The organism is Sphingomonas sp. GW821-FHT03E12 (assembly GCF_059420685.1).
The window spans coordinates 63,450-89,466 of the sequence record NZ_JBWKUF010000004.1; the positions used below are offsets into that span (position 1 = coordinate 63,450).

At 66.8% G+C, this 26,017-nt stretch carries 16 protein-coding genes; 5 read left to right on the forward strand and 11 right to left on the reverse strand.

Going from position 1 to position 26,017, the window contains the following annotated elements:
• Positions 1-118: 118 nt before the first annotated feature.
• The 10 genes from AC07TU_RS13555 to AC07TU_RS13600 form a co-directional block, all read right to left on the reverse strand.
• Complete coding sequence (locus AC07TU_RS13555; protein WP_495188449.1) at positions 119-1,507, reverse strand: heavy metal sensor histidine kinase; 1,389 nt, start codon at positions 1,505-1,507, stop codon at positions 119-121.
• Entirely contained in the window at positions 1,504-2,187 is a 684-nt protein-coding gene (locus AC07TU_RS13560) for a heavy metal response regulator transcription factor (protein ID WP_495188450.1), read from the reverse strand. Before AC07TU_RS13560 ends, AC07TU_RS13555 begins: the two co-directional genes overlap by 4 nt.
• Positions 2,184-3,581 (reverse strand): efflux transporter outer membrane subunit, encoded by a 1,398-nt coding sequence (locus tag AC07TU_RS13565; protein ID WP_495188451.1) that lies wholly within the window; start codon positions 3,579-3,581, stop codon positions 2,184-2,186. The genes AC07TU_RS13560 and AC07TU_RS13565 overlap by 4 nt, the downstream gene beginning before the upstream one ends.
• Positions 3,578-6,724 (reverse strand): multidrug efflux RND transporter permease subunit, encoded by a 3,147-nt coding sequence (locus AC07TU_RS13570; protein ID WP_495188452.1) that lies wholly within the window; start codon positions 6,722-6,724, stop codon positions 3,578-3,580. Before AC07TU_RS13570 ends, AC07TU_RS13565 begins: the two co-directional genes overlap by 4 nt.
• Positions 6,721-7,887, reverse strand: coding sequence for an efflux RND transporter periplasmic adaptor subunit (locus AC07TU_RS13575; RefSeq protein WP_495188453.1), 1,167 nt, complete (start codon positions 7,885-7,887; stop codon positions 6,721-6,723). The genes AC07TU_RS13570 and AC07TU_RS13575 overlap by 4 nt, the downstream gene beginning before the upstream one ends.
• A gap of 71 nt (positions 7,888-7,958) precedes the next feature.
• On the reverse strand, positions 7,959-9,221 hold the full coding sequence (locus AC07TU_RS13580) for a YdcF family protein (protein ID WP_495188454.1): 1,263 nt from the start codon (positions 9,219-9,221) through the stop codon (positions 7,959-7,961).
• A 1-nt stretch (position 9,222) separates the two neighbouring features.
• Positions 9,223-11,742: a TonB-dependent receptor gene (locus tag AC07TU_RS13585; RefSeq protein ID WP_495188455.1), complete on the reverse strand. Its 2,520-nt coding sequence runs from the start codon at positions 11,740-11,742 to the stop codon at positions 9,223-9,225.
• Positions 11,743-11,871: 129 nt separating this feature from the next.
• On the reverse strand, positions 11,872-13,359 hold the full coding sequence (treA, locus tag AC07TU_RS13590) for an alpha,alpha-trehalase TreA (protein ID WP_495188456.1): 1,488 nt from the start codon (positions 13,357-13,359) through the stop codon (positions 11,872-11,874).
• Positions 13,356-14,579, reverse strand: coding sequence for an MFS transporter (locus AC07TU_RS13595; RefSeq protein WP_495188457.1), 1,224 nt, complete (start codon positions 14,577-14,579; stop codon positions 13,356-13,358). Before AC07TU_RS13595 ends, treA begins: the two co-directional genes overlap by 4 nt.
• A gap of 349 nt (positions 14,580-14,928) precedes the next feature.
• Positions 14,929-15,960, reverse strand: coding sequence for a LacI family DNA-binding transcriptional regulator (locus AC07TU_RS13600; RefSeq protein WP_495188458.1), 1,032 nt, complete (start codon positions 15,958-15,960; stop codon positions 14,929-14,931).
• Between the two features lie 143 nt (positions 15,961-16,103).
• Between AC07TU_RS13600 and AC07TU_RS13605 the strand changes: the two genes are divergently transcribed.
• The 5 genes from AC07TU_RS13605 (at position 16,104) to AC07TU_RS13625 (ending at position 23,932) form a co-directional block, all read left to right on the forward strand.
• Positions 16,104-18,494, forward strand: coding sequence for a TonB-dependent receptor (locus AC07TU_RS13605; protein ID WP_495188459.1), 2,391 nt, complete (start codon positions 16,104-16,106; stop codon positions 18,492-18,494).
• A gap of 98 nt (positions 18,495-18,592) precedes the next feature.
• Complete coding sequence (locus tag AC07TU_RS13610; protein ID WP_495188460.1) at positions 18,593-20,020, forward strand: sulfatase family protein; 1,428 nt, start codon at positions 18,593-18,595, stop codon at positions 20,018-20,020.
• A 65-nt stretch (positions 20,021-20,085) separates the two neighbouring features.
• A complete protein-coding gene (locus AC07TU_RS13615; RefSeq protein WP_495188461.1) occupies positions 20,086-21,339 on the forward strand; it encodes a ComEC/Rec2 family competence protein in 1,254 nt (417 codons plus the stop codon).
• A 14-nt stretch (positions 21,340-21,353) separates the two neighbouring features.
• The gene (locus AC07TU_RS13620) at positions 21,354-22,394 is read left to right on the forward strand and encodes an alpha/beta hydrolase (RefSeq protein ID WP_495188462.1); all 1,041 of its coding nucleotides are present in this window, start codon (positions 21,354-21,356) and stop codon (positions 22,392-22,394) included.
• Complete coding sequence (locus AC07TU_RS13625; RefSeq protein ID WP_495188463.1) at positions 22,391-23,932, forward strand: sulfatase family protein; 1,542 nt, start codon at positions 22,391-22,393, stop codon at positions 23,930-23,932. Before AC07TU_RS13620 ends, AC07TU_RS13625 begins: the two co-directional genes overlap by 4 nt.
• Before the next feature lie 70 nt (positions 23,933-24,002).
• Here AC07TU_RS13625 and AC07TU_RS13630 read toward each other — a convergent pair whose 3' ends face one another.
• Positions 24,003-25,847 (reverse strand): methyl-accepting chemotaxis protein, encoded by a 1,845-nt coding sequence (locus AC07TU_RS13630; protein ID WP_495188464.1) that lies wholly within the window; start codon positions 25,845-25,847, stop codon positions 24,003-24,005.
• Positions 25,848-26,017 lie beyond the last annotated feature (170 nt).

Consider the following 26,017-nt stretch of genomic DNA (forward strand, 5'->3'; position numbering starts at 1 on the left):
GGTGCCGGGCTAGCCCTGCGCCGAGCGGTTCAAACTCCGATTCTTGCCCTGTAAACGAAGGCCGATTGGCAGCCGGGAAGCCCAGGCCGGTGCGGTGCGGCTCCGAAGAAGCGCCTGGCTAGTCCTGATCGTGCCGGATGGTTGTTGGTCCGGTCCGCGACACGGTGAATCCAATGCAGATGCGGCCGGGTTCGTTGTGGGCGAAGACCGATCCGCCGTGCATGCGAGCGACCGCCTGAACCAGCGCCAGACCGAAGCCATGACTTTCGCCATCGTTGAAGCGCGCGGGATCGATCCGGTAAAACCGGTCGAAGATGCGGTCGAGATGGACGGGGTCGATCGGCGCTCCCGGATTGGCCACGCCGATCGAGGCGGCATCGCCTTCATAGGCGATCTTGACCGTGATCCGGCCGGGCGTTGTGCCGTGGCGCACGGCATTGTCGAGCAGATTGGTCATCGCCCGCCCGAACAGTGCGCGTTCGATCGGAACCTGGGCATCGCCATCGATGTCCAGCGTGACACCCGCTTCCTCGAATACCGGAGCCATGAACTCAGCGCTCTTGCGCGTTTCTTCGGCCAAGGAACAGACGGTGAGGTTCGCCGCCACCTCGCCCTGATCGGCGCGGGCAAGGAAGAGCATATCGTTGACGATGCGGCGCATCCGGTCGAGTTCTTCAAGGTTGGACTGAAGCACTTCCTCGAGTTCGTGCGCCGGACGGTTGCGCGACAGGGCGACCTGCGTGCCGCCGATCATGTTGGCGAGCGGGGTGCGCAGTTCGTGCGCGACATCAGCGTTGAAGGTCGACAGCCGCTGATAGCTATCTTCCACCCGGTCGAGCGCGTCATTGAGCGACAGCACCAGCCCGGACAGCTCAGCAGGCAGTGTTTCGGTCGGCAGGCGCTGCGCCAGATTCTCGGCGCCGAGCAGCCGGGCATGCTCGGACAGGCGATCGACCGGGGCCAGGCTGCGGCGGGCGATCCACCAGCCCAGAGCGGCGACCGCCACGATGGCGAGGAGCGACATGACCGCGATGCCGATGGCAAGTCCGGTCTCCGTCTCATCGACATATTTGCTGCGCGACGCGATGATCAGGCGGACGTCCGGGCGCTCGCCCGCCGCGGGGACGATGCGCGCGAGGGTCAGATATTTCTGGCCGGAGATGATCGTCTTATCGAAGCCGTCGCGCGGTCCTTTCCGTGGCGCATTTCCCAACGCCGCCGGGCGTAGAGCGAAGCGCGGATCGGGGCTTTCAACGATGAAATAGAGGCTTCCGTCCGGCGGCGTGAAATCCTCGAGCTTGGCGGTGATGAAGGGCCATTTGTACGCGTAGTGCGAATCCTGCACCATCCGCTCGACGATCTGGAAGCGGGCGCCCAGCTCCTCGCGCTTGTGATGGCGCAGCTGTTCCGACTGGAAGGCGAACAGCGCGATACCGGCGATGGTCGAGACCAAGGTCACCGCGACCCCGAACATCAGGGCCAGCCGTCCGGCGATCGAGCGCGTCATGCCGCGGCCTCGTCGCGCGGTTCGAGTACATAGCCCATGCCGCGCACGGTGTGCAGCAGCTTGTCTTCACCCGGCGCCTCGAGCTTGGCGCGAAGCCGTTTGATCGCGACCTCGACGACATTGGTGTTGGTATCGAAGTTGATGTCCCAGACCAGTTCGGTGATGATCGTCTTGGAGACGATCTGCGAACGCCTTCGGGCAAGCAGCGCCAGCAATGCGAATTCCTTGGCGGTCAGGTTGAGCCGCCGCCGCCCGCGCATCGCGCGCCGCGCGATCAGATCGACATGCAGATCGGCGATCCTGACCTGCGTCGCCTCCTGCCCGCGGCCGCGGCGCACGATCGCCTGAAGCCGCGCCAGCAGCTCGAGGAAGGAGAAGGGCTTGACCAGATAGTCGTCTGCGCCTGCACCAAGGCCGCGCAGACGATCATCGACCGTATCGCGGGCGGTGAGCATGATGACGGGCGTGTCGCGTTCCGCACGCAGCGCTGCGAGCAGCGATATGCCGTCGAGTCTGGGCAGCATCACGTCGAGCACGATCGCATCATAGTCGCCGGTGCAGGCAAGGTGTAGACCGTCCTCGCCGTCGGTCGCATAGTCGACAGCGTAACCCTGTTCCGCAAGGCCGCGGCGCAGATAGTGGATGGTCTTGGTTTCGTCCTCGACGATCAGAATCTTCACTGCCCCGTGCCGACGCCTCCGGTTCCCGTTGCCGGCGCGGCGGGCGCGACGCCCAGCTGCCGGTGGAGCGAGACCAGCCGCGCCGACACGTCCGCCAGCGCCCGAGCATGATCCCTCTCCGCCTGATAGACGGTTCGGGCGGCGTCGAGAACCTCGAGCTGCGAGAGCGTCCCTTCGCGATATTGGAGCTGCGACAACTCCGCTGCCCGCCGCGCGGCCGCCATCGCCCGGCCCAGCTCGCGTTCGCGCACCTGACCCTGAAGATAGGAGACGATCCCGGTCTGCGTTTCCTGAAACGCGCCGCGCACGACGCGCTCGTAGTCGAGGCCGGCCTGACGCAGCTGCGAATCCGCCGCATCGAGTTCTGCCCGCCGCCGCCCGAAGTCGAGTACCGGAAGGACCAGCGCTGCGGCGACCGAGGCGATCGTCGTGCCGCCGTCGAGCAGGCTGCCGATCCCGCCTGCGTCGAGGCCGATCAGCCCTGACAGCGACAAGGAAGGCAGGCGGAGCCCCGCCGTGCCGTCGCGCCGCGCCGCCGTTGCGGCATAGCGTGCTTCGGCCGCGCGGATATCGGGCCGTGCGGCAAGGACGTCGGCGGGCGAACGCAGCACCGCGAGCGGATCGGCGGCGGGGATCGCGTCGCTCGTCGCCAGCCGCGCGGTCATGTCCTCGGGCGTGCTCGACAGCAGATAGGCGAGGCGGAACCGGTCGGCGTCGGCCGCCTCGCTCGCCACCGCATGTTCCGAGCGCGTCTGCGAGACGAGCGCCGAAGCACGCTCGACATCGAGCGCGCTGGCCATGCCGAACTCGAAACGGTCGCGGGTGATGCGCAGCGTTTCCTCCTGCGCCGTGACGGTCCGCGTGGTCAGCGCGATCAGCGCGCGCTGCAGGCGATAGTCGATATAGGCGCGGGCGATTTCCTCGATCAGCAGCAGCCGGACCGCCTCGGCATCGGCGGCGGTGGCGCTGGCGTCGGAGCGCGCGGCGCGGACGGCGGCGGACAGGCGGCCGCCGATATCGGGTTCCCAGCTTGCGCCGAGGCCGATGCTGGCGGAATCACTGGACGCGCGGCGGGCTGCGGTGACACCGGCCTCCGCGCCGATCTCGGGGAATAACCCGGCGGTGGCGGCACGGCGGAGCGCGTGGGAGGCAATCACGCGTTCGGCCGCGATGCGCAGATCGACATTATGCTGCTGTCCGCTGTCGATCAGGCTGTCGAGCACGGGATCATTGAAACTCGACCACCACGCGCCGGGTATCTCGCCGGTCGGCATCGGGGTTGCCGCCTCCCAGCGGGCAGGCAGGTTGCCGGGAGTAGGGGGTGCGGCGGGGGTATGCGCGCAACCGGCGAGAATCGCGAGAAGGGGGAAGGAGAGAAGGAGGGGGCGGGTCATGCCATGGCGCCTTCGAGCATGGTCTTGAGGCGCGGCGTCCTGGCCGGGCGTGCCCGGTGGAAAAGACGGTCGAGCGCCAGATAGACGACGGGGGTGGAGAAGAGGGTGAGGATCTGGCTGATGACCAGTCCGCCGACCACCGCGACACCCAGAGGCTGGCGCAGCTCTGCACCCGTGCCGAAGGCGAGCATCAGCGGGATCGCGGCGAGCAGGGCGGCGATCGTCGTCATGATGATCGGCCGGAAGCGGGTGATCGCCGCCTCGTAGATCGCCGCTTCGGGCGAGATTCCGCGATTGCGCTGCGCGTCGAGTGCGAAGTCGACCATCAGGATCCCGTTCTTCTTCACGATGCCGATCAGCAGGATCACGCCGATCAGTGCCATGATCGAGAAATCGAGACCGAACAGCCACAGCATCAGCACCGCACCGAGGCCGGCCGAGGGCAGGGTCGAGAGGATGGTGAGGGGGGTCGAGAAGCTTTCGTAGAGAATGCCGAGGATGATGTAGACCGCGATCAGCGCCGCGAGGATCAGCAAGGGCTGGGTCGCGAGTGAGTCCGTGAAGGCCTGGGCCGAGCCTTGCGCCGTGCCGGTGACCGTCGGCGGAACGCCGATCTCCTGCCGGATGCGCTCGATCCCGGCCATCGCATCCCCCAGCGCCACGCCTGCGGGCAGGTTGAAGCTGATCGTGGCCGCGGGCGACAGGCCATGGCGCCCGATCGAAAGCGGCCCGGCGCGCTGGGTATCGATCTTTGCCACTGCCGAGAGTGGCACCATCGCGTTGGTCACTGGCGATCGCAGGAACATCGTGTCGAGGCTGGCGACCCGGGCATAGCGCGACGGATCGGCCTCCAGCACCACGCGATACTGATTCACCTGAGTCTGGAACTCGCTGATCTGGCGCTGGCCGAAGCTGTCGTAGAAGGCCTGGTCGATGGCATCGACGCTGAGCCCGTAGCGCGCGGCGGCGGCGCGATCGATCGTGATCCCCTGCATACGCGCGCCGAGCTGGACGTCGTTGCGGACGTCGCGGAACAGCGGTGACTGGGACATGGCCTGCGTCATCTGGGTCGCCCAGCGTGCCATCTCGCGCGTGTCGGTCGACTTGAGTACATAGGAATATTGCCCTGCGCCGCCGCCCGCGCCGATGTTGATATCCTGCGCCGAGCGCATCGACACGCTGATCCCCGGGATGCGCGCGAGCTGCGGGCGCAGGCGCGCGATAAAGTCTTCGGACGAGACGTCGCGGTCGCCGCGGTCCTTGAGCACGACCCACACCCGGCCGCTGGCGAGCGACTGGCTTCCGCCGGTCGTTCCGATTGCGTGGTTGAACCGCTGCACCGCAGGATCCTTGGCGATGATCGCCGCGATCGCTTCATGCTTGGCGCGCATGTCTTCGTAGGAGATGTCTTCGGCGGCGAGCGTCTGCCCGACGACGAAGGCGGTGTCCTGGAGCGGGAAGAAGCCCTTGGGGATATAGACGTAGCTGGCGACCGCCGCAGCGATCGTCGCCGCGAAGCCGAGCAAGGTCAGCCGCTGCCGCGCCAGCGTCCATTTGAGCGCGCGGCCATAGCCGTCGATCAGCCGGTCGGTGAAGCGCCGTTTGCCGCTTTCATCGTGCTTCGGTGACTTGAGGTAGCGCGCGCACAGCATCGGCGCGAGGGTGAGCGAAGCGACCACCGAGATCAGCAGCGAGACGGTGACGGTCAGCGAGAATTCGCGGAACAGCCGACCGATCACCCCACCCATGAACAGCATCGGGATGAAGGCGGCGATGAGCGAGAAGGTGATCGAGACGACGGTGAAGCCGATCTCCCGTGCGCCTTCGATCGCGGCGTGCATCGCGGTCTTGCCCATCTCCATGTGGCGATGGATGTTCTCGACCACGACGATCGCGTCGTCGACGACGAAGCCCACCGCGATGACCAGCGCCACCAGCGTCAGATTGTTGATGCTGAAGCCGAGCAGGTACATCGCCGCGAAGGTCGCGATCACCGAGACGGCAAGTACCGCAGCGACGATCAGCGTCGCCGACACCTGGCGCAGGAACAGGCCCATGACGAGCACGACGAGTGCCAGCGTGATGGCGAGCGTGATCTCCACCTCGTGGATCGAGGAACGGATCGTGCGCGTGCGATCGTTGAGCACCGAGACCTCGACGCTGGCAGGAAGCGACGCGGTCAGGCCGGGGAGTGCTGCCCGGATCGCATCGGCGATGCGCACGACATTGGCGCCCGGCTGGCGCATGATCCCGATGCCGAGCCCGGGCTTGCCGTCCGGGAAAGCGGCAACATAGCTGTTCTCGGCACCGATGCTGACCTCTGCGACGTCCTGCAGGCGGATCGGCGCGCCGTCGCGCCATGCCACGACGATCTGCTCATAGTCGGCCGGGGTGAAGAGCTGGTCGTTCGCCTCGAACGTCGCGACCGTATCGCGCCCGAACACCGCGCCCTTGGCGAGATTGACGCTCGAACCCTGCACGGCCGTACGGATATCGGCCATGCTGACGCCATAGGCAGCAAGCCGGTCGGGCTGGGCACGCACGCGGATCGATGGCTTGTTCTGCCCGAAGATGAGGACCTGTGCGACGCCGTCAATCTGGCTGATCTGACGTGCGAGCTGGTTCTCGGCCAGGTCGCTGAGTTCGGTCAGCGGCATTTCGTCGGAGGCGACGCTGAGCGCCAGGACCGGGGTGTCGGCCGGGTTGACCTTGCGCCAGGTGGGGAGGCTGGGGAGGTCGGCCGGCAAGCGCCCGGCGACGCCGTTGATCGCGGCCTGAACCTCCTGCGCCGCCGCATCGATATCGCGCGTGAGCGTGAACTGGATGGTGATGCTGGTCTGGCCGAGTCCACTGGCCGAGGTCATCTCCGTGACGCCGGGAATGCCGGTGAACGCAACCTCGAGCGGGGTCGCGACCGAGGAAGCCATGGTCTCGGGGCTCGCGCCGGGCAGGCTGGCGCTGACCTGGATCGTCGGGAAATCGGCTTCGGGCAGCGGCGCGACGGGGAGCTGGGTGAAGGCGAACAGGCCGAGCAGCGTGGCGGCCAGCGTCATGAGCACGGTGGCGACGGGGTGGTGGATGAACCAGGTGGCGAAGCCGTGCCGCGGCGTGTCCCCGGCGGGGAAGGTGGCGCCCTCGCTCATTGACCATCCCCGGCGGCGGTGCCGGCCGCTGCGAGGGTGACTTTGGCCCCGTCGCGCAACCGTGAGAAACCGTCGCGCACGATGACGTTGCCGGGTTCGATACCACGCGCGACCACGGCGATCTCGTCATTGGTGTAGCCGAGCGTGACGGGCACGCGCTTCACCGTGCCGTTGGTCACGCGATAGACGAAATGCCCATCGACCCCGGGGCGGACGGCGACGGCGGGTAGCACTACCGCGCCTGGTGTCAGGCCGGTACGCATCCGCACCGCGACGAAGGCGCCGGGCGCGAGCCGCTCGGCGCCATTCTCGAACTGCGCGCGCACGCGGCCGGTGCCGGTGCGTGTGTCGAAGGCGTTGTCGAAGGCGGTGATGCGTCCGGTGCCGAGCAGCGCGCCGCCGTCGCTGTCATGGGCCTCGACCACAGCGCCCTGCGCGTCGCGCGCGCTTGCCCGCAGATCGGCGAGGCGGGTTTGTGGCACCGGGAAGACGATCGAGATCGGGTTGACCTGCGCGACCGAGACGATGCCGTCGGTATCGCCGGTTCGGACAAGGTTGCCCGCGTCGACGCGGCGGATGCCGACGCGGCCGCTTACCGGCGAGACGATGCGGGTGAAGGAGAGATTGACGCGTGCGGTGTCGACATTGGCGCTGTCGAGACGGACGGTCGCGCGCAACTGATCGGTCTGGGCGCGCTGCTGGTCGACCATCTGCTGCGAGATCGCGTTGCGCGCGACGAGGCTCTGGTAGCGCGCCAGATCGAGCTCGGCCGCGCGCAGCTGCGCCGAATCGCGCGCGAGCTGCGCCTGTGCCGCCTCGAGTGCGGCGCGCTGTGGGCGATCGTCGATCGTGGCGAGGAGCTGGCCGCGGCGGACAAGATCCCCCTCAGTGAAGTACAGGCGTGTCAGCACACCATCGACCTGTGAGCGGATCACGACGTCCTGGAGCGATTCGACTGTGCCGACCGCTTCGATCTCGTGCCGGACGTCGCGTCGTTCGGCAGCGACGGTGGTGACCGGGACGGGCGGCGGCGGCGCCGGTTGCTGCTGGGTCTGCCCCGTTCCCGAATAGGCGAGGGCGGCGAGCGTGGCCAAGGCCGCGCCCCCGACAAGAAGCATGGGCTTGCGGCGCGTGCGCACGAGCTGGAGCAGGGTATCGGTCATGCCGCAGCGCTAGATCGGCGCACGGGTCGTTACGCTGACCTCAACATGACAATTCGGTCAGCTAGCAGGCCCTAGGGGTCGAGCGGGTCGGCGGCCTCGACATGAAAGGCGACGGGGGAGGGGGTGAACTTCAGGCTGAACGGATCGGGACCCGGCGTCACGCTGCCGGGCTGAACGCCCATTTCGCGCAGGTTGCGCTCGGCAAGCTCCTTGCTGGCGATGTAGCGGATCGTCTTGTGGTCCGAGACGATCAGCGCGGGGCGATCGGCCGGGAAACCGGCGGCGAGCAGAAGCCGCGCGCAATTGCGTAAATTGGTGGTGGTATGGCGGGCATGCGGCTCGATCAGGATGCGATCGGCGGGGATGCCATGCTGTTCGATCAGCAGCCGCTTCATCTCGACCGCTTCGTTGAACGGCGTGCGGTTGGGGTGGACGTTGCCGCCCGACACGATGATGAACGGGGCGAGCCCGCGCGCATAGAGTTCGGCGGCGATACGCATGCGGATATGCCCCATCACGCCGGTGCGTGATTGCGCATCCTCCGGCCCGTGGCCGAAGACGAGCAGGGCTGTGTAGGGCGCTCGCGCCCAGTCGGTTCGGGCAACCGCACGCACTGCGGCCTCGTTCGCGCCGCCGAGCAGCGGGCGAAAGCTGCCAGCCTCGGTCCGCTCGTTCATCTGCAACAGCCCGGCCGCGTAGCGAAGCGCGGGATCGAAGAACAGATCGCCGTCGCGCGGCAGCGAAGCCGTCGCGACGCCATGCGCGCTCAGCACCGTGGCGAATTCAGGTGCCGCGAGATCGAAGATCATCGAATCGATCTTCGGGTAACGCGGCGGCGCGCCCTTGGCGTAGACGGCGATGACGCGGTTGACCGCCGCCGCAGTCTCATCCCAGGCGGCCGCGACCAGATCCGCATCGGAAAGCGCCGAATGCCGGGCGAAGCGTCCCGAGGTGCGGATCTGTCCGGCGACGAGCGTGGCGCCGAGACGCCGGTCGCGCGCCAGCAGACGCAGGCGGCTCTGGACCAGGACGATGTCCGCCTCGGTCCAGAGCCATGCATCGGCCAGGCATTGCGGTGCGGGCGTGCAGGTGTCCGCAGGGACACGCGCCGCCCGCTCCGCCGCCAGCTTGCGCAGGACCAGATCCCCCCGTAGCGCCGGTGCCCAGCCCTCCGCCGCACGCATCATCGCGAAGAGCGGAAAGACCCGCGTCTCGAGCGTGTCGGCGAAGGGGGCGGAGTAACCCGCCGGGTCCTGGGCGCGGGCCACCCCGGGCAGCGACGCGATCGCCAGCCCGAGAGAAAGCCCAATCAGCGTGCGGGAGAGACGGTTCATGTTACCAGCTCCGGCTGAGGATGAGGCGGAAGTTGCGCCCGAACAGCGGACGCCCATAGATGGCGTCGCTCGCGCCCTGGCCGCCGAGCTGGTCGGTGCGCGGATTGCCCTCGGTCAGCCCCTTGGCGTTGGTGAGATTGTCGCCGACCACCTGAACACGCCACTTGCCCTGCGTCAGCGACGCGCTGGCACCGAACGTCTGGTAGGCGGGCAGTGCCGTCAGGTTGAACAGGTCGACATAGCGGCGGCCGACCCATTCGAAGCGGCCCGCGACCTCGAACTTGCCGTCGCCGACCGGGAAGTGGACCGAGGGGCGGATATTGCCGAAGAATTTCGGCTCGCGGATGATCTGGTTGCCGTTCACCGCGCTGGGGTCCGCGCCCGAGCTGTTCTCGAGATTGCGATATTCGGGGTCGGCCCAGGTCACCGAACCGGCCAGCTCGAACCAGCGCGCCGGCGCGATCCTGCCGTCGATCTCGACGCCCTTCGCCACGGCCTCGCCGATGAAGGGGACGGCCTGATCGTTGCGGCCCGTCACCGGGTTGAACGCAACGAACGAGGCGTTGAACGGATCGAACCGGGTGTAGAAGCCGGTGACGTACAGCGATGCAGGGCCGAAGCTCGCCTTGAGCCCGAGCTCATATTGGCGCGCCTTGGTCTTGATGATCGTCGGCGCCGTGCTGGTCACCACGCCAAGCTGCGGCGGCACTTCGAGGTTCGAGATGCGGCCATAGGCGCCGAGATTGTCGGTGAAGTCGTAATTGAGACCGACCGTCCAGTTGGTCGCCGAAGGCTTGAGCTCACGCGAGATGATCGCACCGGTGAAGGCGCGGGTGGTGTTGTCGGCAAGGGTGGTCGCGTCGCCAAGGTCGGCATTCGCCGACAGCAGCGCATAGCCCTCATAGTCGTACCATTCCTTGCGGATACCGGCGTCGAGGCGCAGGCCCGGCATGACGTCCCAGGTGTCGTTGGCATAGAGCGCGACCATCTTGGCGTCGCCTTTGCCCTGGTTGAGCGTGGTCGTGTAGCGGAGCACGCCATTCTGGGTGACCGAGCCGAGCACCGCGCCGGTGGCGGAATAGGCGACGAGGTCGATCGTACGCGGCTTGCTCTGCACCTCGACCAGCATGTCCTGGTAGATCACCCGGCTGTCGTTGCCGTAAGCCGAGCCATAGATACCGACGCGGATGTCGTGCGTGCCGAGGCCGGTTTCGAACTTGCGCGTGACGCTGAGGTCTCCCTGGGTCGAATAGAAGTCCGCATCGACCGCGCGATACTGGCCCGACATGATCAGGCCCGATGCGGTGGAGGGATCATAGGCGGTCGCGCCGTTGGTGCCGGCGATCGCATAGCCGAGCCGCGCCACGCCGGCGCCGAAGGCGGTCCGCGCCGCGGCGATGTAGCTCGCCGCGAAGGCGTTCGCATCGGCGGGGTTGGTGGTCGAGTAGAAGGCGTCGAAGCTGCTCTTGCCCTTGGTCACGCCGAGCTTGGCCGAGACCAGCCAGCCGTCATAGTCGCCCTGCCAGTCGAGCCCGGCATTGAAGAAGCGCATGTGGCGCCCGTCGGCGAGATCGCGGTTGACGCCCTGAAGCACGCCCGCGCCGTCGCGATACTTGATGTTGACGTTGCGCAGCGCCGGCGAGTTCAGCGTGCCGGTGTGATAGTCGATATAACGATCGAGCGAGACCGCCGGGTTGCGCGGATCGGCGACCGGGATCGGCAGATAGAAGAGGTTGTGGTCGTTGACGTACATCGCCGAGATCTTGACGAAGCCGTTGTCGAACTCGCGCTTGAAATTGGCGCGGATCTGCCCGCCCTTGTCGCTCGGAAAGCCGCTGTCGCGATAGCCGTCATGCTGGCGCAGAAAGCCGCCGATCGCGAAATAGCTGTTCTCGCCGACCGGGCCCGACTGCATCAGGTCGAGGCGGTAGAGGCCCGTGTCGCCGAGCGTGATCTGCGCCTTGCCGCGCGCCGTGGCGTCGCCGGTCACGGTGATGTTGTTGGCGATCGCCGCGGCGCTGCTCGCGAAGATCGGAGCCGGGCCGCCGCGCACGATCTCGACCCGTTCGGTCATCAGGTCGAAGCGGTTCATGCCTTCGCCCGAGTTGAAGAACACGCCGTCGATCTCGTGGTAGAGCGGCAGGCCGTCCTGCTGGAAGATCAGGTAGCCGCGATCGGTGGGAATGCCGCGGATGCGGGTGATGTTCTGCACTTCGCCGCCGGTCGCCTCGACCTGGATACCCGGCACCGTCCCGAGCAGATCGGCGAAATTCTTCGGCGCGATCTTCTCGATTTCCTCCTGCGGCAGCGCGTTCACCGCATAGGATACGTCGAACCGGCGCTGAGCACGCGCGGAGCCGGTGACAACGATGTCGGTCTGTTCCGTGCTTTCTTCGGAGACTTCGCCGGCCTCCTTCTGCGGCGCCTGCTGTGCAGCCGCGACCCCGGGGAGCAAGGCGGTCAGCGCGCACGCGGACATCAGAAGCAAACGGGTGTACGATTCGGTGGTGGCAGCACGCATGGTCGGGTCCCCTTGACGATTCGACCCGGCGCCTAGGGGGCGTTCGCGACGGTCCCGTTACAGGGAGACCAGCTTTTGCGCCCCCGGGCCTGCTGCGCCCGGCTTGCTGCGCGGCATTGAGCTGCAGGGTCAGTCGAGATCCTGCATCAGGGCGAGGGTCACTCCGTTGGTCCAGCCAAAGCCGATCTCCGTGCCATATTCGCCGCCGCCGCCGGCCCGGCATTGCTCGACATCATATTTCTCGAGCAGGTGACCGGTGGCGTCATAATGGTTCGCGACCATCGCCAGCCAGCGTTGCGCGATCGTATCGGCCAGGGCGTTCTGGCCATAGTCGCGCAGACCCTGGATCGCGACCCAGTGCAGCGGCGCCCAGCCATTGGGGGCATCCCATTGCTGGCCGGTATCGTCGCCCGTGGTGAGCAGGCCGCCGGCACGCAGCAGGCCGCGCATCGCCTGCGCCACAGCCGGTGCGCGCTCCGCGGGGGCAACGCCGGTGAACAACGCAAACCCCTGTGCGGCGGTCGACTGGTCGCGGGCGCGTCCGAGGTCGAGATCATAATCGGCAAACATGCCGGCATCCGGATTCCACAGATGACGGTCGATCGCCTCACGCCGCGCATCCGCGCGCCCGGCAAATTCGGCGGCGGTCTCGTGATCGCCCAGTGCCAGCGCTTCCCTGGCAATCGCCTGTTCGAGGCCGAACAGCAGCGCGTTGAGATCGATCGGCAGCAGCCGGGTCGTGCGGATCGTCTCAAGCGTCCGTCCATCTCCCAGCCAGCGCGAGCTGAAGTCCCAACCGCTTTCCGCGGCGGCACGGATGTCGCGCCACAATTCGCCAGCGTCGCGTCCGGGAGCCCGCTGCGCAAGCTCGACATCCTCGCGCCAGGATTCGTCGCGGGGCGCCGCACGGTCGTCCCAATAGCGGTTGAGCAGGGTACCATCCGCCAGCCGCACCACGCGCCGATGCGCGCCGCCACGGTCCAGCGTTTCCTCGCCATCCATCCAGAAGCCATGCTCGATGCGCATCCAGCGCAGCCGCTCGCGACGGGCCGTCTCCGAACGGTCCTGCGAAAGCGCGGCCATCAGGTAGAAGACGGGGGGGTGCGAACGGCTGAGATAATAGCTGCGCGTGCCGTTGGGGATGTGGCCGAACCGATCGAACAGGCTGCCGAAACTGGCGATCATGTCCTCGACCAGATCCTGCCGGCCCGAGCGGACCAGCCCCAGCATCGTGAAGAAGCTGTCCCAGTAATAGAGTTCGCGAAAGCGGCCGCCCGGCACGACATGGCGGCGCGGCAGCGCAAGCAGCGAGGAGCCCGGTGCCGGAGTCACGGGCTCGCGGGTCAGCGTCGTCCAGAGTTCGACGATATGGTCGCGCAGCGGGCGCGCGTCCGGGGGCACGCCGGCCTCGTCCAGCGGAAGATCGAAATTCGCGGCGACGAATGCCGCCAGCGCCGCGTTGCCGGCCGGGGCTTCCGCTTTCCAGTCGCGCATGATGGCTTCGGGCGCGCGGCGCGGAATCGCGTCGGCAAAGGTCTTGGAATCGGCGAACAGGCCGCCTTCCTGCACCGCTGCGAACAGATCGCCGAACAAATCGGAAGGGGATGGCGGATTCATGCTGCGGCGGCCTGACGTTTACGGATGACGGGAAGGGCGAGTCCGATCAGCGCGATCGGCACGAGGGTGAAGTAGAAGGCGAGCGCGCCCGGCAGGCTCTGGAACAGCAGGCCGGTGATGAACGACCCCAGGGTTCCGCCGAGCGCGGAGAAGATCACGATCAGCCCCATCATCGCCGCATGGCGATGGCGGGGGAGGGCGCTCAGCGCGACCGAACAGAGCGTCGGGTAGATCGGCGCCAGGAACACCCCGAGCAGCGGGAAGAGATAGGCGGCGGCGGGCGCGTCGAACCACCCGGTATCGGGGCGCGGCGTGACACCGCTCGCCAGCGGGAGCGACACGACGATCAGCACCGCGATGCAGGTGAGGCAGCCGAGCAGGGCGGGCAGCCAGGCAATCCGGCGCAGCACCACGCCTGAGGCGAGGCGGCCGGCCGCGAGCGCGCCGACGAAGATGCTGGTCATCTGCACGCTCATCGCAGCGGGCAAATGCAGCACTTCGTTGTTGAAGGTGGGCAGCCAGGTGCCGACGCTCTGCTCGACCAGCACATAGAGGAAGAGGCCGGCGAGCACCGCGACGCTGGCGGGCAGTGCGGCGAGGCGGAGCATCTCGCCCCAATGGGCGGCCTTGGCTTCGTCGGGCGCGACTGCGTCACGTTCGTCGAGCGGGGTGGCGAGCCACAGCAAGGCCAGCGCAAGACAGGCGCCGCCCAGCACCCAATAGACGTGGAGCCAGGCGCTGCCGGTGGTGTCGGCACCGACGAACCAGCCGAACAGCCAGACGCCGACGAGCAGCCCGACCATGAACACGCCCTCGACCAGACCCGTGATGCTGGCATGATCGGCGGGGTCGCGCGCGAGCAGGCCGATCGAGGAATAGGTCGCGACCTTGGCGATGCCGAAGCTCAGGCCCGTGGCGACGAACAAGGCCTGCATCGCGATGAAGCCGGTGGCGAAGGAGGCGAGCAGGCAGGCGAGGCCGATCAGCGCCATCACCCCGATCAGCGCGCGGCGGTATCCGAAGGCCGGGACGCGGGTCGCGAGCAGGAACGAGGCCGCGACGACCGAGAGGTCCTTGCACGCCTCTAGCGTCGACCCCATCGGCTTGGTCGCGTCGAAATGGCGGATCGATTGGAGGATCACGACGCCGACGCTGTTCATCAGGATGCCGAGCACGGCGTAGGTAAGCGCGAGCGCGATGATGACGCGGGTGCGGTTCATCGGTGCGTCTCCAGGAGAGGCACTCCTCAGGCCTTCGGTCATCACGCACCTCCCCATGGCGCAGGCCCTGTGGCCCGTCGTTTCGATGCATAGGCCTATAAAGTTATGAAATGCATTTCAAGAGTGTTGCTTAGTGCCGGCTGAGTTTGCCTCGATCACCTGCCACGAAAACCCGCCGTCACCCCGGCCCCGTGCCGGGGTCCACGGTGCCGTACGCGCTGGGATAGAACGGAAGGGGCATTGCTCGCCGCGCGGTGGACCCCGGCACGGGGCCGGGGTGACGGTGGGTGTGTGGTTTACCCGGCGCGGCCAGTTAGGTGTCGTTCAGGGTGAGAGTGGCGTTGCTAATTCAGGTTTCGCGGACGACCATCTGGGTGGGTAGCAGGGTCGATCGGGCGCGGGCGCCGTCGATCTGCTGCATCAGCTTTTCCACCAGCAACGCGCCCGCGACATCGGTCTTCTGGTCGATCGTGGTGATGCTGGGGTTGAAATGTCCCGCGGGGGGAATGTTGTTGTACCCGACCAGCGAATAATCCTGTGGCGCCGTCAGCCCGCGCTCGCGGAACGCGCCGATCGCCGCCATCGCCGCGGTATCGGAAAAGGCGAAGACCGCATCGGGCCGTGCGCCGCCGGCAAGATAGGCGGCGACCGTTTCCGCCGTCGCGGTAAAGGCCATCGAGGCGATCGGGAGATAGTCCACCGTCACCCCGGGGTGGCGCGCGGCCTCCTGGCAAAGGCCTTCGTAGCGCAGCCGCAGTTCCTCGTGCCTGATGTCGCCGACAAACAGCCACTTCGTGCGGCCGCGGGCCTGGAAATATTCGCCCGCCAGCCGCCCGCCGAGCAGGTTGTCGCTGCCCACCGCGCAATAGCCCGCGTCCTTGGAGACCGCGCCCCACACCGCCATCGGAATGCCGCGCCGTGCGAGACCGCGCAGCATCGCGTCGCGCGTGCCTTGCCCCAGGATGATGAAGCCGTCGGCGCCGCGGGCGCGGTGGAAATCCTCGAACGCGCGGGCATCGTCGAGGCCGGGCGGGGAGAGGAGCAGTTCCTGATTGCGGATCGACAGCGCCTCGGACACGCCGGCGAGCAACTCGAAGATGAAGGGGTCGCCGATCGCGCCGTGCCGGTGCGAGGCGAAGTCGAGCATCACCGCGATCGTGCCGGTGCGCGACTGGCGCAGCTTCTTGGCGTTGCGGTTGACGGCATAGCCATGCGCCTGCGCGACTTCGAGCACGCGGGTGCGGGTCTCCCCCGTCACCAGCGGACTGTCGTTCAGCACGCGCGAGACGGTGGGCATCGACACGTTCGCGAGGCGCGCAATGTCGCGCATCGTCGGGCGGCCGCCGCGCGGCTTCGCTGATTCTGGGGGCTCCTCGCTCATCTGCGCCGACCGTAGGCGGGCAGAGGGGGCGCATCAAGCGCCGCGCAGACGTTTTGTAAACTATCTTGAAAAGCATTTCATAATTGCATAGCATCGACCCTCGAAGGGCAAATGTGCCCGGTCATATTCGAAGGGGAGGACACATGCTTCGAAGTGCAATTCTCATGCTGGGCACCGCGCCGCTGGCGCTGATCGCCAGCGCAGCCCAGGCCCAGACCGCATCTGATTCGCAGACCTCGGCCGAACCCGCCGCCGAAGAGGAAATCGTCGTTGTCGGTACTGCCGGTGGCGGCACGCGCCGCCAGGACGCCGCCTTCGCCGTCACCACGCTGAGCGAGGATGCGATCGACCGCGCCGCGCCGAACAGCACCGCCGACATCCTGCGCGCTGTGCCGGGCGTGATGGCGGAAAGCTCGGGCGGCCAGAACGGCGCCAACATCTTCGTCCGCGGCTATCCGTCGGGCGGCGACGCGCAGTTCGTGACCTTCCAGCTTGGCGGTGTGCCGATCTACCCGCCCGCGACCCTCTCTTTCCTCGAGAACTCGCAGCTGATCCGTCTCGACGAGACGGTGAAGCGGGTCGAGGCGGTGCGCGGCGGCACCGGTTCGCTCTTCTCGAGCGGCCAGCCGGGTCTGACCGTCAACGTCGTGCCGCGCACCGGCGGCAGCCGCTTCGAGGCGTTCGGCAAGGTCAGCTACACCGACTATGGCGAGGTTCGCGGCGACGCCTGGGTTTCCGGCCCGCTCGGCGAGAATACCGGCTTCATGATCGGCGGCTATTATGCTCAGGGTAATGGTATCCGCGATCCGCAGTTCCGCGCCGAGAAGGGCGGGCAGATCACGGCGAACATCCGCCACGAGTTCGACAATCGCGGATCGGTCGAGATCTATGCGCGCTATCTGAACGACCGCGGCCAGTGGCTGCTGCCGATCCCGATCATCTCGAACAATGGCAAGATTAGTGCCTATCCCGGCTTCGACGCCGGAACGGGAACGCTGCCGGGCCGCGAGACGCGGGTGACGACCAATATTGTCGGCCGCACGCTGGACCTCGCCGATGGACGCGGTGCCGATGTCATCAACACCGGCCTCTCTTTCGACTATGAGATCGCCGACGGGCTGCGCCTGCGCGAGCGGCTGAGCTATCTGGGCGGCAATGCCGATACCGTTGGCATGGTCCCGGCCGGTGCGCCGGTCGCGGCATCCGCAATGGCGACCACGCTGGGTGGCGCGGGATCGACCGTATCGACCCTGACCTACGCCAATGGCGGCCAGGCCGTCACCGGCGGCGCCAACGCGCAGGTGATGCGCGCGGGTCTGTGGGAAGTCCGCAAGAAGATTTCGTCCTTCGTGTCGGACACGGCGTTCGAATGGAGCGCGGGCAACAACAAGCTCACCGGCGGCTTCTATTATGCCGACTACAGCTCACGCGACAGCTGGGTGCTGGGCAACCAGGTGCTGCTGACCGCCGAGCCCAATGCGCGGCTGCTCAACATGACGCTGAATGGCGGGCGCACTGCTACGCTGAATGGCTTTACCAGCGGACCGGGCTTCATGGTCGAGGCCTTCTACAAGGGCGCCGACTATTCCTTCTACGCGGTCGACGAGTTCCAGATCACGCCCGAGCTACGGATCGACGGCGGCATCCGCTGGCAGCGCCATGTCGTCAACGCGACGCTGCGCACCCCGTCGGGGACCGTCGATCGCGACGGCAATCCCAACACGCTCTATGACAATGCCGTCAACGTGCTCGGCGGGCCGCGGCAGATCCATTATGCCGACTCGGCATGGTCGTGGACCGCGGGCATCAACTACGACATCACCAGCCAGATCGGCGTGTTCGCCCGCTACAGCCGCGGCAACAGCTTCCCGATGTTTGACAATCTGCGCGAAGGGCTGAGGCTGATTGCCGAGGTCGATACCTATGAGGGCGGCCTCAAGATCTCGACCCCGATGGTGAGCCTCTACGCGACGCTGTTCCACAACAAGTTCGACGGCCTTGCGAGTTCGCGGCTGGTCAACGGCACCACGCCGACCCCAGAGGTCGGCGGCGCCAAGGCGACCGGCGTCGAGCTGGAAGGTGCGATCCGCCCCTTCCAGGGCTTCAGCATCACTGCAGCGGGCACCTGGCTCGACGGCACCTATGTCGACTTCTTCTCGGGTGGCGGCGCGATCGACAACACCGGCAACCGCGTCCAGCGCCAGCCGAAATGGATGTGGCGCGTGACGCCGGCCTATGAGGTCGACCTGGGTGGAGTGAAGCCGGCGGTGTTCGCGACGCTGCAATATACCGGTGACCGTTTCTCCGACCCTGAGAATCTGCAGGTGCTGCCCAGTTTCTACCAGCTCGATGCCGGCGTTTCGGTCGAGGTGGCTGAACGGGTGACGCTGGCGGTGACCGGAAACAACCTCACCAACGAGATCGGCCTGACCGAGGGTAACCCGCGCATCATCGGCGGGCAGGGCTCGGGCGCGATCCTGGCACGACCCATCCTCGGCCGTTCGTTCCGCTTCAGCGCTGCGCTGAAGTTCTGACGGCCTTCCCCCTCCCCGGACCAAACCCTCTCCCTCCTCTTTGGTCCGGGGATTTTCTACACTGACGCGCCGACCGTTCCGCAATCGGAGACCTGCCCATGCGCCGCCGCACGTTGCTGAAAGGGATGGCGGGGGCGGCGGCGGTTTCCGCAACGGCTTCGGAAGCCGCGCGGGTAACGACTGCCCCGGGCGGGCGGCAGCGCAACGTGCTGCTGCTCATTTCCGACGATCAGGGCCTCGATCTTGGCTGCTACGGGACGCCGGTTGCGACCCCGCGGCTCGACCGGCTGGCGGGAGAGGGGACTCGGTTCAGTCACGCCTTCGCCGCCGTCTCCTCATGCAGCCCGAGCCGCGCGGTGATCCACACCGGGCTCTATGGCCATCAGAACGGCATGTATGGCTTGCAGCACGACGTCCACCACCAGTCGCTGCTCGATGGGATCGAGACGCTTCCGTCGCTGCTGCGCCGCGCGGGCTATGCGACGGCGCTGGTGGGCAAGAAGCATATCGGGCCGGACAAGGCGTTTCCGTTCGAGGCCGAGCTGGTGCCCGAACGATCAGGCATCCGCGATGTGCGCGAGATGGCGGTCGCGGCGGCGAGCTTCATCCGTTCGACCAATGACCGGCCCTTCTTCGTCACCGTCGCCTATAGCGATCCCCACCGCGCCGCGACCGACTATGGCAACGACCGGTCATGGCCGGGGGTGGCGCCGGTCACCTATGATCCGGCGAAGGTGTATATCCCCTCACACCTCCCCGACCTGCCCGAGGTACGGCGCGACCTTGCCGAATATTATGAGTCGCTGAGCCGGCTCGACACGGGTGTCGGGATGCTGCTCGACCTGCTGGCGGAGAGTGGGCGGGCGGAGGACACACTGGTGATCTTCCTCAGCGACAATGGTCGGCCCTTTCCCGGTGCCAAGACCAATCTCTATGCGCCGGGACTGCATCTGCCGCTGATCATCCGCGCACCGGGCGGCGGGGCCGCGGTCAACGACGCGATGGTAAGCTGGACCGATATCGCGCCGACGATCCTCGACTGGGCCGGGGTCGCAGCGCCGGACTACAGGCTTTCAGGCACATCGTTGCTGCCGATCCTGGGCAAGCCGGGCGATCCGGCGCGCGACGCGGTGTTCGCGAGCCATGAGTTCCATGAGATCAACCAATATTATCCAATGCGCGCCGTCCGTACCCGGACGCACAGCTACATCCTCAACCTTGCCCATCCGCTCGATTATCCCGTCGCCGGCGATGTCGCGGGCTCGCCAAGCTGGAAGGCGATCGGCGCCGACCGGTCGATCCGCCTCGGCAAGCGGACCCAGACCGCCTATCTCAAGCGGCCCGCGGAAGAGCTGTACGATCTGACCCGCGACCCCGACGAGGTCGTCAATCTCGCAGCCGATCCCCGCCACTTCGCCATTCGCGACACGCTCCGCGCGCGGCTGCTGGAGATGCGCAAGGCGACGCGCGACCCCTGGCTTTCCGGGCAGACCGACCCCTACAGCCACATGGCGCACCCCGCTTAGACGAGGGACTTTCGATGCAGTCGATCCGTGCAACTCTTCGCGCTCTCCGGGACCGGTTCGCGGCTGTGGCGCTGCCTGTGATGGCCTTTGCCGGCACCGGGGGCGTCATCGCCGCCGAACCCGCCGCGCCGGAAACGCTCCCCGCATGGTCGGAGGGCTATTTCGACATCCATCATATCAGTACGGGTCGCGGCAGCTCGGCCTATTTCGTGTTTCCCGACGGGGCGACGATGGTGATCGACGCGGGGGAATCGGATCCGAAATTCGTCGAATCCGTCCGGCCGCTGAAGCCGTTCCCTCCGCGCCCCGACGGCAAGCACTCGGCTGCCTACTGGATCGCCGACTATATCCGCCAATTCGCTCCGGCGGGCCGGCCGGTCAGGCTCGACTATGCCCTCATCACGCATTTCCACAGCGATCACATGGGCACGATCACGCCGGACAAGCCGATGTCGCGGAACGGCGGCTATCGTCTCGCCGGGATTACCGAGCTGGCCGAGCTGCTGCCGATCGGGACGATCGTCGATCGCGCCGCGCCCTCCTACGACTATCCGGTCGATCTGCGCAAATGCACCCAGGGTTCGGACGGCCTTGGTCTCGCCAACTATCTGGCCTTCGTCGATTACCGGATGAAGAACGGTCAGGCGGTGATCGGTTTGCAGCCGGGCGCGCTGGACCAGATCAGGCCCGGACGGCCGGTTTCCGGTTTCCACATCCGCAACATCGCCTCCAACGGCATCATCTGGACCGGCGCGCGGAACGAATCCCACCATTACATCCCCAAGGGCGCGGTCACCGATTGCCGCTTCGACGAGAACCCATTCAGCAACGTCCTGACCTTCGCCTATGGCCGGTTCAAATATTATACGGGCGGCGATATTCCGGGCGTGCCGAACTACACCCAGCCGTGGTGGCGGGATGTCGAAACGCCGGTGTCGGCGGTCGTCGGCGCCGTCGATGTCATGCTGCTCGATCACCATGGCAACCGGGATTCGGTCAACGAGAACATCCTGCGCAACCTGGCGGCGCGCGTCATGGTGCAGCAGAACTGGCTCTCGCCGCAGCCCGGCGAAGAGGTCGTCACCCGCATGGCCTCCCGCGGCCTCTATCCCGGCCCGCGCGACGTCTTCGCCACCGGGATGAGCCCCGAGAGCCGCGAGGTGATCGGGCCGATCATGGACAGTATCTACAAGAGCTATGGCGGGCATGTCGTCGTGCGCGTCGCACCCGGCGGGGATCAGTATGAGGTCTTCGTCCTGAATGACGCCAATGACCGCCGGGAGATCGTGAAGCGGTTCGGTCCCTACCTGTCGAAATGAAAGAGCGCGATCCCATGAAGATGCTTGCTGTATCGCTCGCCCTGCTTGTGACTGCTCCGGCGCTCGCGCAGCAGGATTCCGCGGCGGTCGATATCCCGGCCTTCACCTTGCCTCCATCGGACCAGCTGAGCGACGAGGCCAAGGCGGTGCTGTTGCGGATGCGCGCGGCACGGGCGCCGGACCTGAAGGGGGACATCGCGAAGCAGCGGGCCTTCTACCAGATCTATAACGACAACCGTCTGGCCGAGATGCGGCGGCATTTCCGGACGCGCGAGGAGCGGACGCAGCTGGGTGGCGTCACGGTCGATGTCGTCATGCCCGATGCGGTCATCCAGCCACGCAACCAGGATCGTGTGCTGATCAACGTGCATGGCGGCGCCTTCATGTGGGGATCGGGAAGCGGCGCGCTGGTCGAGGCGATCCCGATTGCCGGGACCGCCGGGATCAAGGTCGTCACGGTCGATTATCGCCTCACCCCCGAGCACCGCTACCCGGCGGCGTCGGAGGATGTGACCGCGGTCTATCGCGCGCTGCTCAAGCAATACCGGCCGGAGAATATCGGCATCTATGGCTGCTCGGCGGGCGGGGTGATCACCGCCCAGTCGGTGGCGTGGATCCGCAAGCAGGGGTTGCCGCGCCCCGGCGCGATCGGGACTTTCTGTGGAACCGCTGCAGGGTTCAGCGGAGACAGCCCCTATCTTGCCGGACCGATCGCCGAAGGCACCGCACCACCGTCCGGACGGCTGCCGAAGCTGCTGCCGACGGCATACATGGCGGGGGTCGCGGGCGCGGACGCGGCAGCCTATCCTTTGCTCTCCGAAGCGGAGATCAAGGCGTTCCCGCCGACCCTGCTGCTGGCGGGGAGCCGCGACTTCGCGGCGAGCGCGCTGACGCTGGCGCATCGGCGGTTGACGCGGGCGGGCGTTGCAAGCGAGCTGTTCCTGTTCGATGGCTTGCCGCATGCCTTCTTCGTCTGGCCCGATATGCCCGAATCGAAGGAGGCCTATCAGGTCATCGCGCGCTTCTTCGACCAACATCTGGGCAGACGGAAATGAGCAACGAGATCGACCGGCGCGGCGTGCTTCTGGCCGGCAGCGGGGGCGCGTTCGGCCTCTACAGCTGGGCGGCGGCGGACGCGGCCGCACCGGCGGCGCAGAAGAAGAACCTGCTGCTCAAGCGAATCCCGCGCGCGCGGCCGCGCAACATTCTGGTGGTGCTGACCGACGATCACCGCTTCGACGCGATGGGGTTCATGAAGACGCAGGACTTCGGTGAGACGCCGACGCTCGACCGGCTGGCGCGCGAGGGCGTCCATTTCCGCAACGCCTTCGTCACCACCGCGCTGTGCTCGCCGTCGCGCGCATCGATCTTCACCGGCCTCTATGCGCATCAGCATCGCGTGGTGGACAATAACCACCCGATCCCGCCGGGCCTGATCTATTATCCCGAATATCTTCAGCGTGCGGGGTATGAGACTGCGTTCATCGGCAAATGGCATATGGGCGCGGAGACCGACGCGCCGCAGCCCGGCTTCGACCATTGGGTGAGCTTCAAGGGGCAGGGGCATTACATGCCGCACGCCGACGGTCTCAACGTCGATGGCCGCAAGGTGCCGCAAAAGGGATATATCACCGACGAGCTGACGGAGTATGCGCTCGACTGGATCGGCAAGCGCGACCGCAAGCGGCCGTGGATGATGCACCTCGCGCACAAGGCGGTGCATTCGGAATTCATCCCGGCGCCGCGCCATGCCGGCCGCTACAGGGACGCGAAGTTCCGCTACCCCGAGAATATGAAGCCCGGGATGCCCGGCCGGCCGATGTGGGTCGAAAACCAGCGCAACAGCTGGCACGGCGTCGACTTCCCCTATCATTCGAAGCTCGACATCGCCGATTACTACAAGGCCTATATGGAGACGCTGCTGGCGGTCGATGAAGGGCTCGCGAAGATCATGGATCTGCTGGCCCAGCGCGGCGAGCTCGACGACACGCTGATCCTCTACATGGGCGACAATGGCTTCATGTTCGGCGAGCATGGGCTGATCGACAAGCGCGCGGCGTATGAGGAATCGATGCGCGTGCCGATGATCGCGCGCTGCCCGGCGCTGTTCGGGCAGGGGACTGTCGATCAGGTGGTCGCCAATATCGACGTGGCACCGACGATGCTCGCTGCGGCTGGGCTGGCCGCGCCGGAGGGTATGGCGGGTGCCGACATGCTCCCGCTGGCACGCGGCGAGGCGGTGCCGTGGCGCAAGGAACTGGTCTACGAATATTATTGGGAGCAGAGCTTCCCGCAGACCCCGACGGTCCATGCGCTGCGCGAGGACCGCTACAAATATATCCGCTTTCACGGTATCTGGGATCTGGACGAGCTCTACGACCTGGAAGCCGACCCGCACGAGAACAACAATCTGCTCGCCCAGCCCGGGCACGAGGCGCTGGCGAAGCGCATGGGCAAGAAGCTGTTCAAGCTGCTGGAAGAGACGGACGGTATGCAGATCCCGCTCGCCCCCGACACCCCCGGCCGCAACGAGTTGCGCGATCCCAATGGGCCGAAGGGCGCACCGTTCCCGCCGCGATTCCTGCGGTCATGACCTTCTGACGTGACTGAAGCGCCCGGCCATTCGCAGGCCGGACGCTTCAGCGGGTTCCTGTGCTACCGCCTCAGAATTCGAGCCAGTCGTCCGCACCGGTGAGCGCGCTCATCGGCTTGGGCTCGCTGGCCGCAACAGGCGTGAAGCTGACCGGTGCGCTGCGGACCGGAGCCGGCGTTCGGACCGGCACATTGCCGATGCTGAACATCGCGGCACGATCGGCCAGCGCAGTGACCTCGCTGCTCAGGTTGCGCGCGGCTGCCGAGGTTTCTTCCACCATCGCGGCATTCTGCTGGGTCGCCTGGTCCATCGTCCCGATCGCAGCGCTGATCTGGGTGATGGTCGAGGACTGCGCCTGATTGTCCGACGCGATTTCGCTGAGCAGCGTGTGCACCTGCGACACATCGGTCGAGATGTTCTGCAAGGCGCCATCGACATTCTGCACAGCTTCGACGGCAGTGCCGATATCGGCCTGGGTCGCGGTCAGCTGTTCGCGGGCGCGCTTGGCCTCTTCTTCCGAGCGCATCGCGAGGGCGGAGACGAGATCGGCGACCACTGCGAAGCCACGGCCGGCATCGCCCGCACGGCCCGCTTCGACCGCGGCGTTCATGGCAAGGACGCGCGTCTGGAACGCGATCTTGTCGAGCCCCTCGATCACGCTGTCGATGCCCTTGGCGCTTTCGCTGACCCGGCCCATCGCCTGCACGGCCTCGTCGGCGATGCTGCGGCCCGAATCGACCACGGCCATGGCGCCGTCGGCACGCTGCACGGTCCGGCCGGCAGCTTCCGCTGTGGCGCGCAGGCGGTCGTCCATCTGGGTGATCGCGGCGGAGGTTTCCTCGAGGCTCGCGGCGTTGCTCTCGGTACGGCGGGCGAGGTCTTCCGAGGCCTGGGCGATTTCGCCCGAGCCGGTGCGGATGGCGACGGCGCTTTCGGCGACCGCGCCGATCAGTTCGCGGAGCGAATCGAGCGCGGCGTTGAAGTTGCTCTTGAGCTCGCCATAGGCCGGCGGGAATTCCGCGCTGATCGAGCGGCTGAGATCGCCCTCGGTCATCGCCGACAGGCTGTCGCGCAGCGCGGTGGTGACGACCCGCTGCTCGGCGGCGGCGCGCGCATCGGCTTCGGCGCGGGCTTCGGCGGCGACGCGGAAATGCTCCAGTGCCCCTGCGATATCGCCAATCTCGTCCTGACGGTCGCGATAGGGGATGTCGGCCTTGCCGCCTTCGGCCAGCGTCGTAGTGACCGACGCGATGCGCGACATGGGCAGCGCGACCGAGCGGTTGATGATGAACCAGATCGCGGCGATGCCGCCAAGCCCCGCCAGCGCCAGCAGGATCGACAGCGTGATTGCGCGATCGGCGGTTTCCGAACCTTCCTCGGCAGCCTTGCGCGAGCGCTCACGTGACATTTCGATCAGCTTGTTGGTCTGGTCGATCACGGCGCGCGAGTGCGTCTTGCCGTCACCCTTGATCAGCGCCATGGCGCCGGCCAGATCCTGGTTGCCGCGCAGGTTGAAGATTTCCTGGTTGGTGCGGTTGAGGTCCGAGACCTTCTCGCGCAGCGAGGTGACTTCGGTCTGGAAATCGTCGCCCGCGACCTTGCCATAGGCCTCGACCGCCTTGTCCAGATTCTCGATGCCCTTGCTGAGGCGCTCGCGCAGGCTGGCTTCCTCCTTGGCGTCGACGGCATTGTAGAAGCTGTAGACGACGATGCGCATTTCCTTGACGTCGCTCATCACGTCGCTGAGCCCGGACATGCCGGCGAGACCGCGGGCGACATGGCGCTGGGTCACCGCGTCCAGTGCGTGCGTCGAATAATAGCCGTTGAAGCCGACCACGCAGAGCAGCAGGCCGAGGATGGAGAAGGCGGCAAACAGCTTCTTCGGCAGCCGCCAATTGTCGAGAAATGCGATCATATCCAGTCCATTTTCAGATGGTTGGTCAATCCCGCGACCGGCATGCCCCGGATTCCCGACAGAGTGCCGGAGCGGGCCGGTGGCGCGAGGCGAGGGAGATGCTGCCGGTTGCTTCGCCGCAGGAAAAAGGCCGGGATGGCGAACCACCCCGGCCTTACCCGGACGACCGG

Coding starts and splice junctions, on each gene's coding strand:
- AC07TU_RS13555 (WP_495188449.1), bottom strand. CDS start 1,507: ATGACGCGCTCGATCGCCGGACGGCTGGCCCTGATGTTCGGGGTCGCG.
- AC07TU_RS13565 (WP_495188451.1), bottom strand. CDS start 3,581: ATGACCCGCCCCCTCCTTCTCTCCTTCCCCCTTCTCGCGATTCTCGCC.
- AC07TU_RS13570 (WP_495188452.1), bottom strand. CDS start 6,724: ATGAGCGAGGGCGCCACCTTCCCCGCCGGGGACACGCCGCGGCACGGC.
- AC07TU_RS13575 (WP_495188453.1), bottom strand. CDS start 7,887: ATGACCGATACCCTGCTCCAGCTCGTGCGCACGCGCCGCAAGCCCATG.
- AC07TU_RS13580 (WP_495188454.1), bottom strand. CDS start 9,221: ATGAACCGTCTCTCCCGCACGCTGATTGGGCTTTCTCTCGGGCTGGCG.
- AC07TU_RS13585 (WP_495188455.1), bottom strand. CDS start 11,742: ATGCGTGCTGCCACCACCGAATCGTACACCCGTTTGCTTCTGATGTCC.
- treA (WP_495188456.1), bottom strand. CDS start 13,359: ATGAATCCGCCATCCCCTTCCGATTTGTTCGGCGATCTGTTCGCAGCG.
- AC07TU_RS13595 (WP_495188457.1), bottom strand. CDS start 14,579: ATGAACCGCACCCGCGTCATCATCGCGCTCGCGCTTACCTACGCCGTG.
- AC07TU_RS13600 (WP_495188458.1), bottom strand. CDS start 15,960: ATGAGCGAGGAGCCCCCAGAATCAGCGAAGCCGCGCGGCGGCCGCCCG.
- AC07TU_RS13605 (WP_495188459.1), top strand. CDS start 16,104: ATGCTTCGAAGTGCAATTCTCATGCTGGGCACCGCGCCGCTGGCGCTG.
- AC07TU_RS13610 (WP_495188460.1), top strand. CDS start 18,593: ATGCGCCGCCGCACGTTGCTGAAAGGGATGGCGGGGGCGGCGGCGGTT.
- AC07TU_RS13620 (WP_495188462.1), top strand. CDS start 21,354: ATGAAGATGCTTGCTGTATCGCTCGCCCTGCTTGTGACTGCTCCGGCG.
- AC07TU_RS13625 (WP_495188463.1), top strand. CDS start 22,391: ATGAGCAACGAGATCGACCGGCGCGGCGTGCTTCTGGCCGGCAGCGGG.
- AC07TU_RS13630 (WP_495188464.1), bottom strand. CDS start 25,847: ATGATCGCATTTCTCGACAATTGGCGGCTGCCGAAGAAGCTGTTTGCC.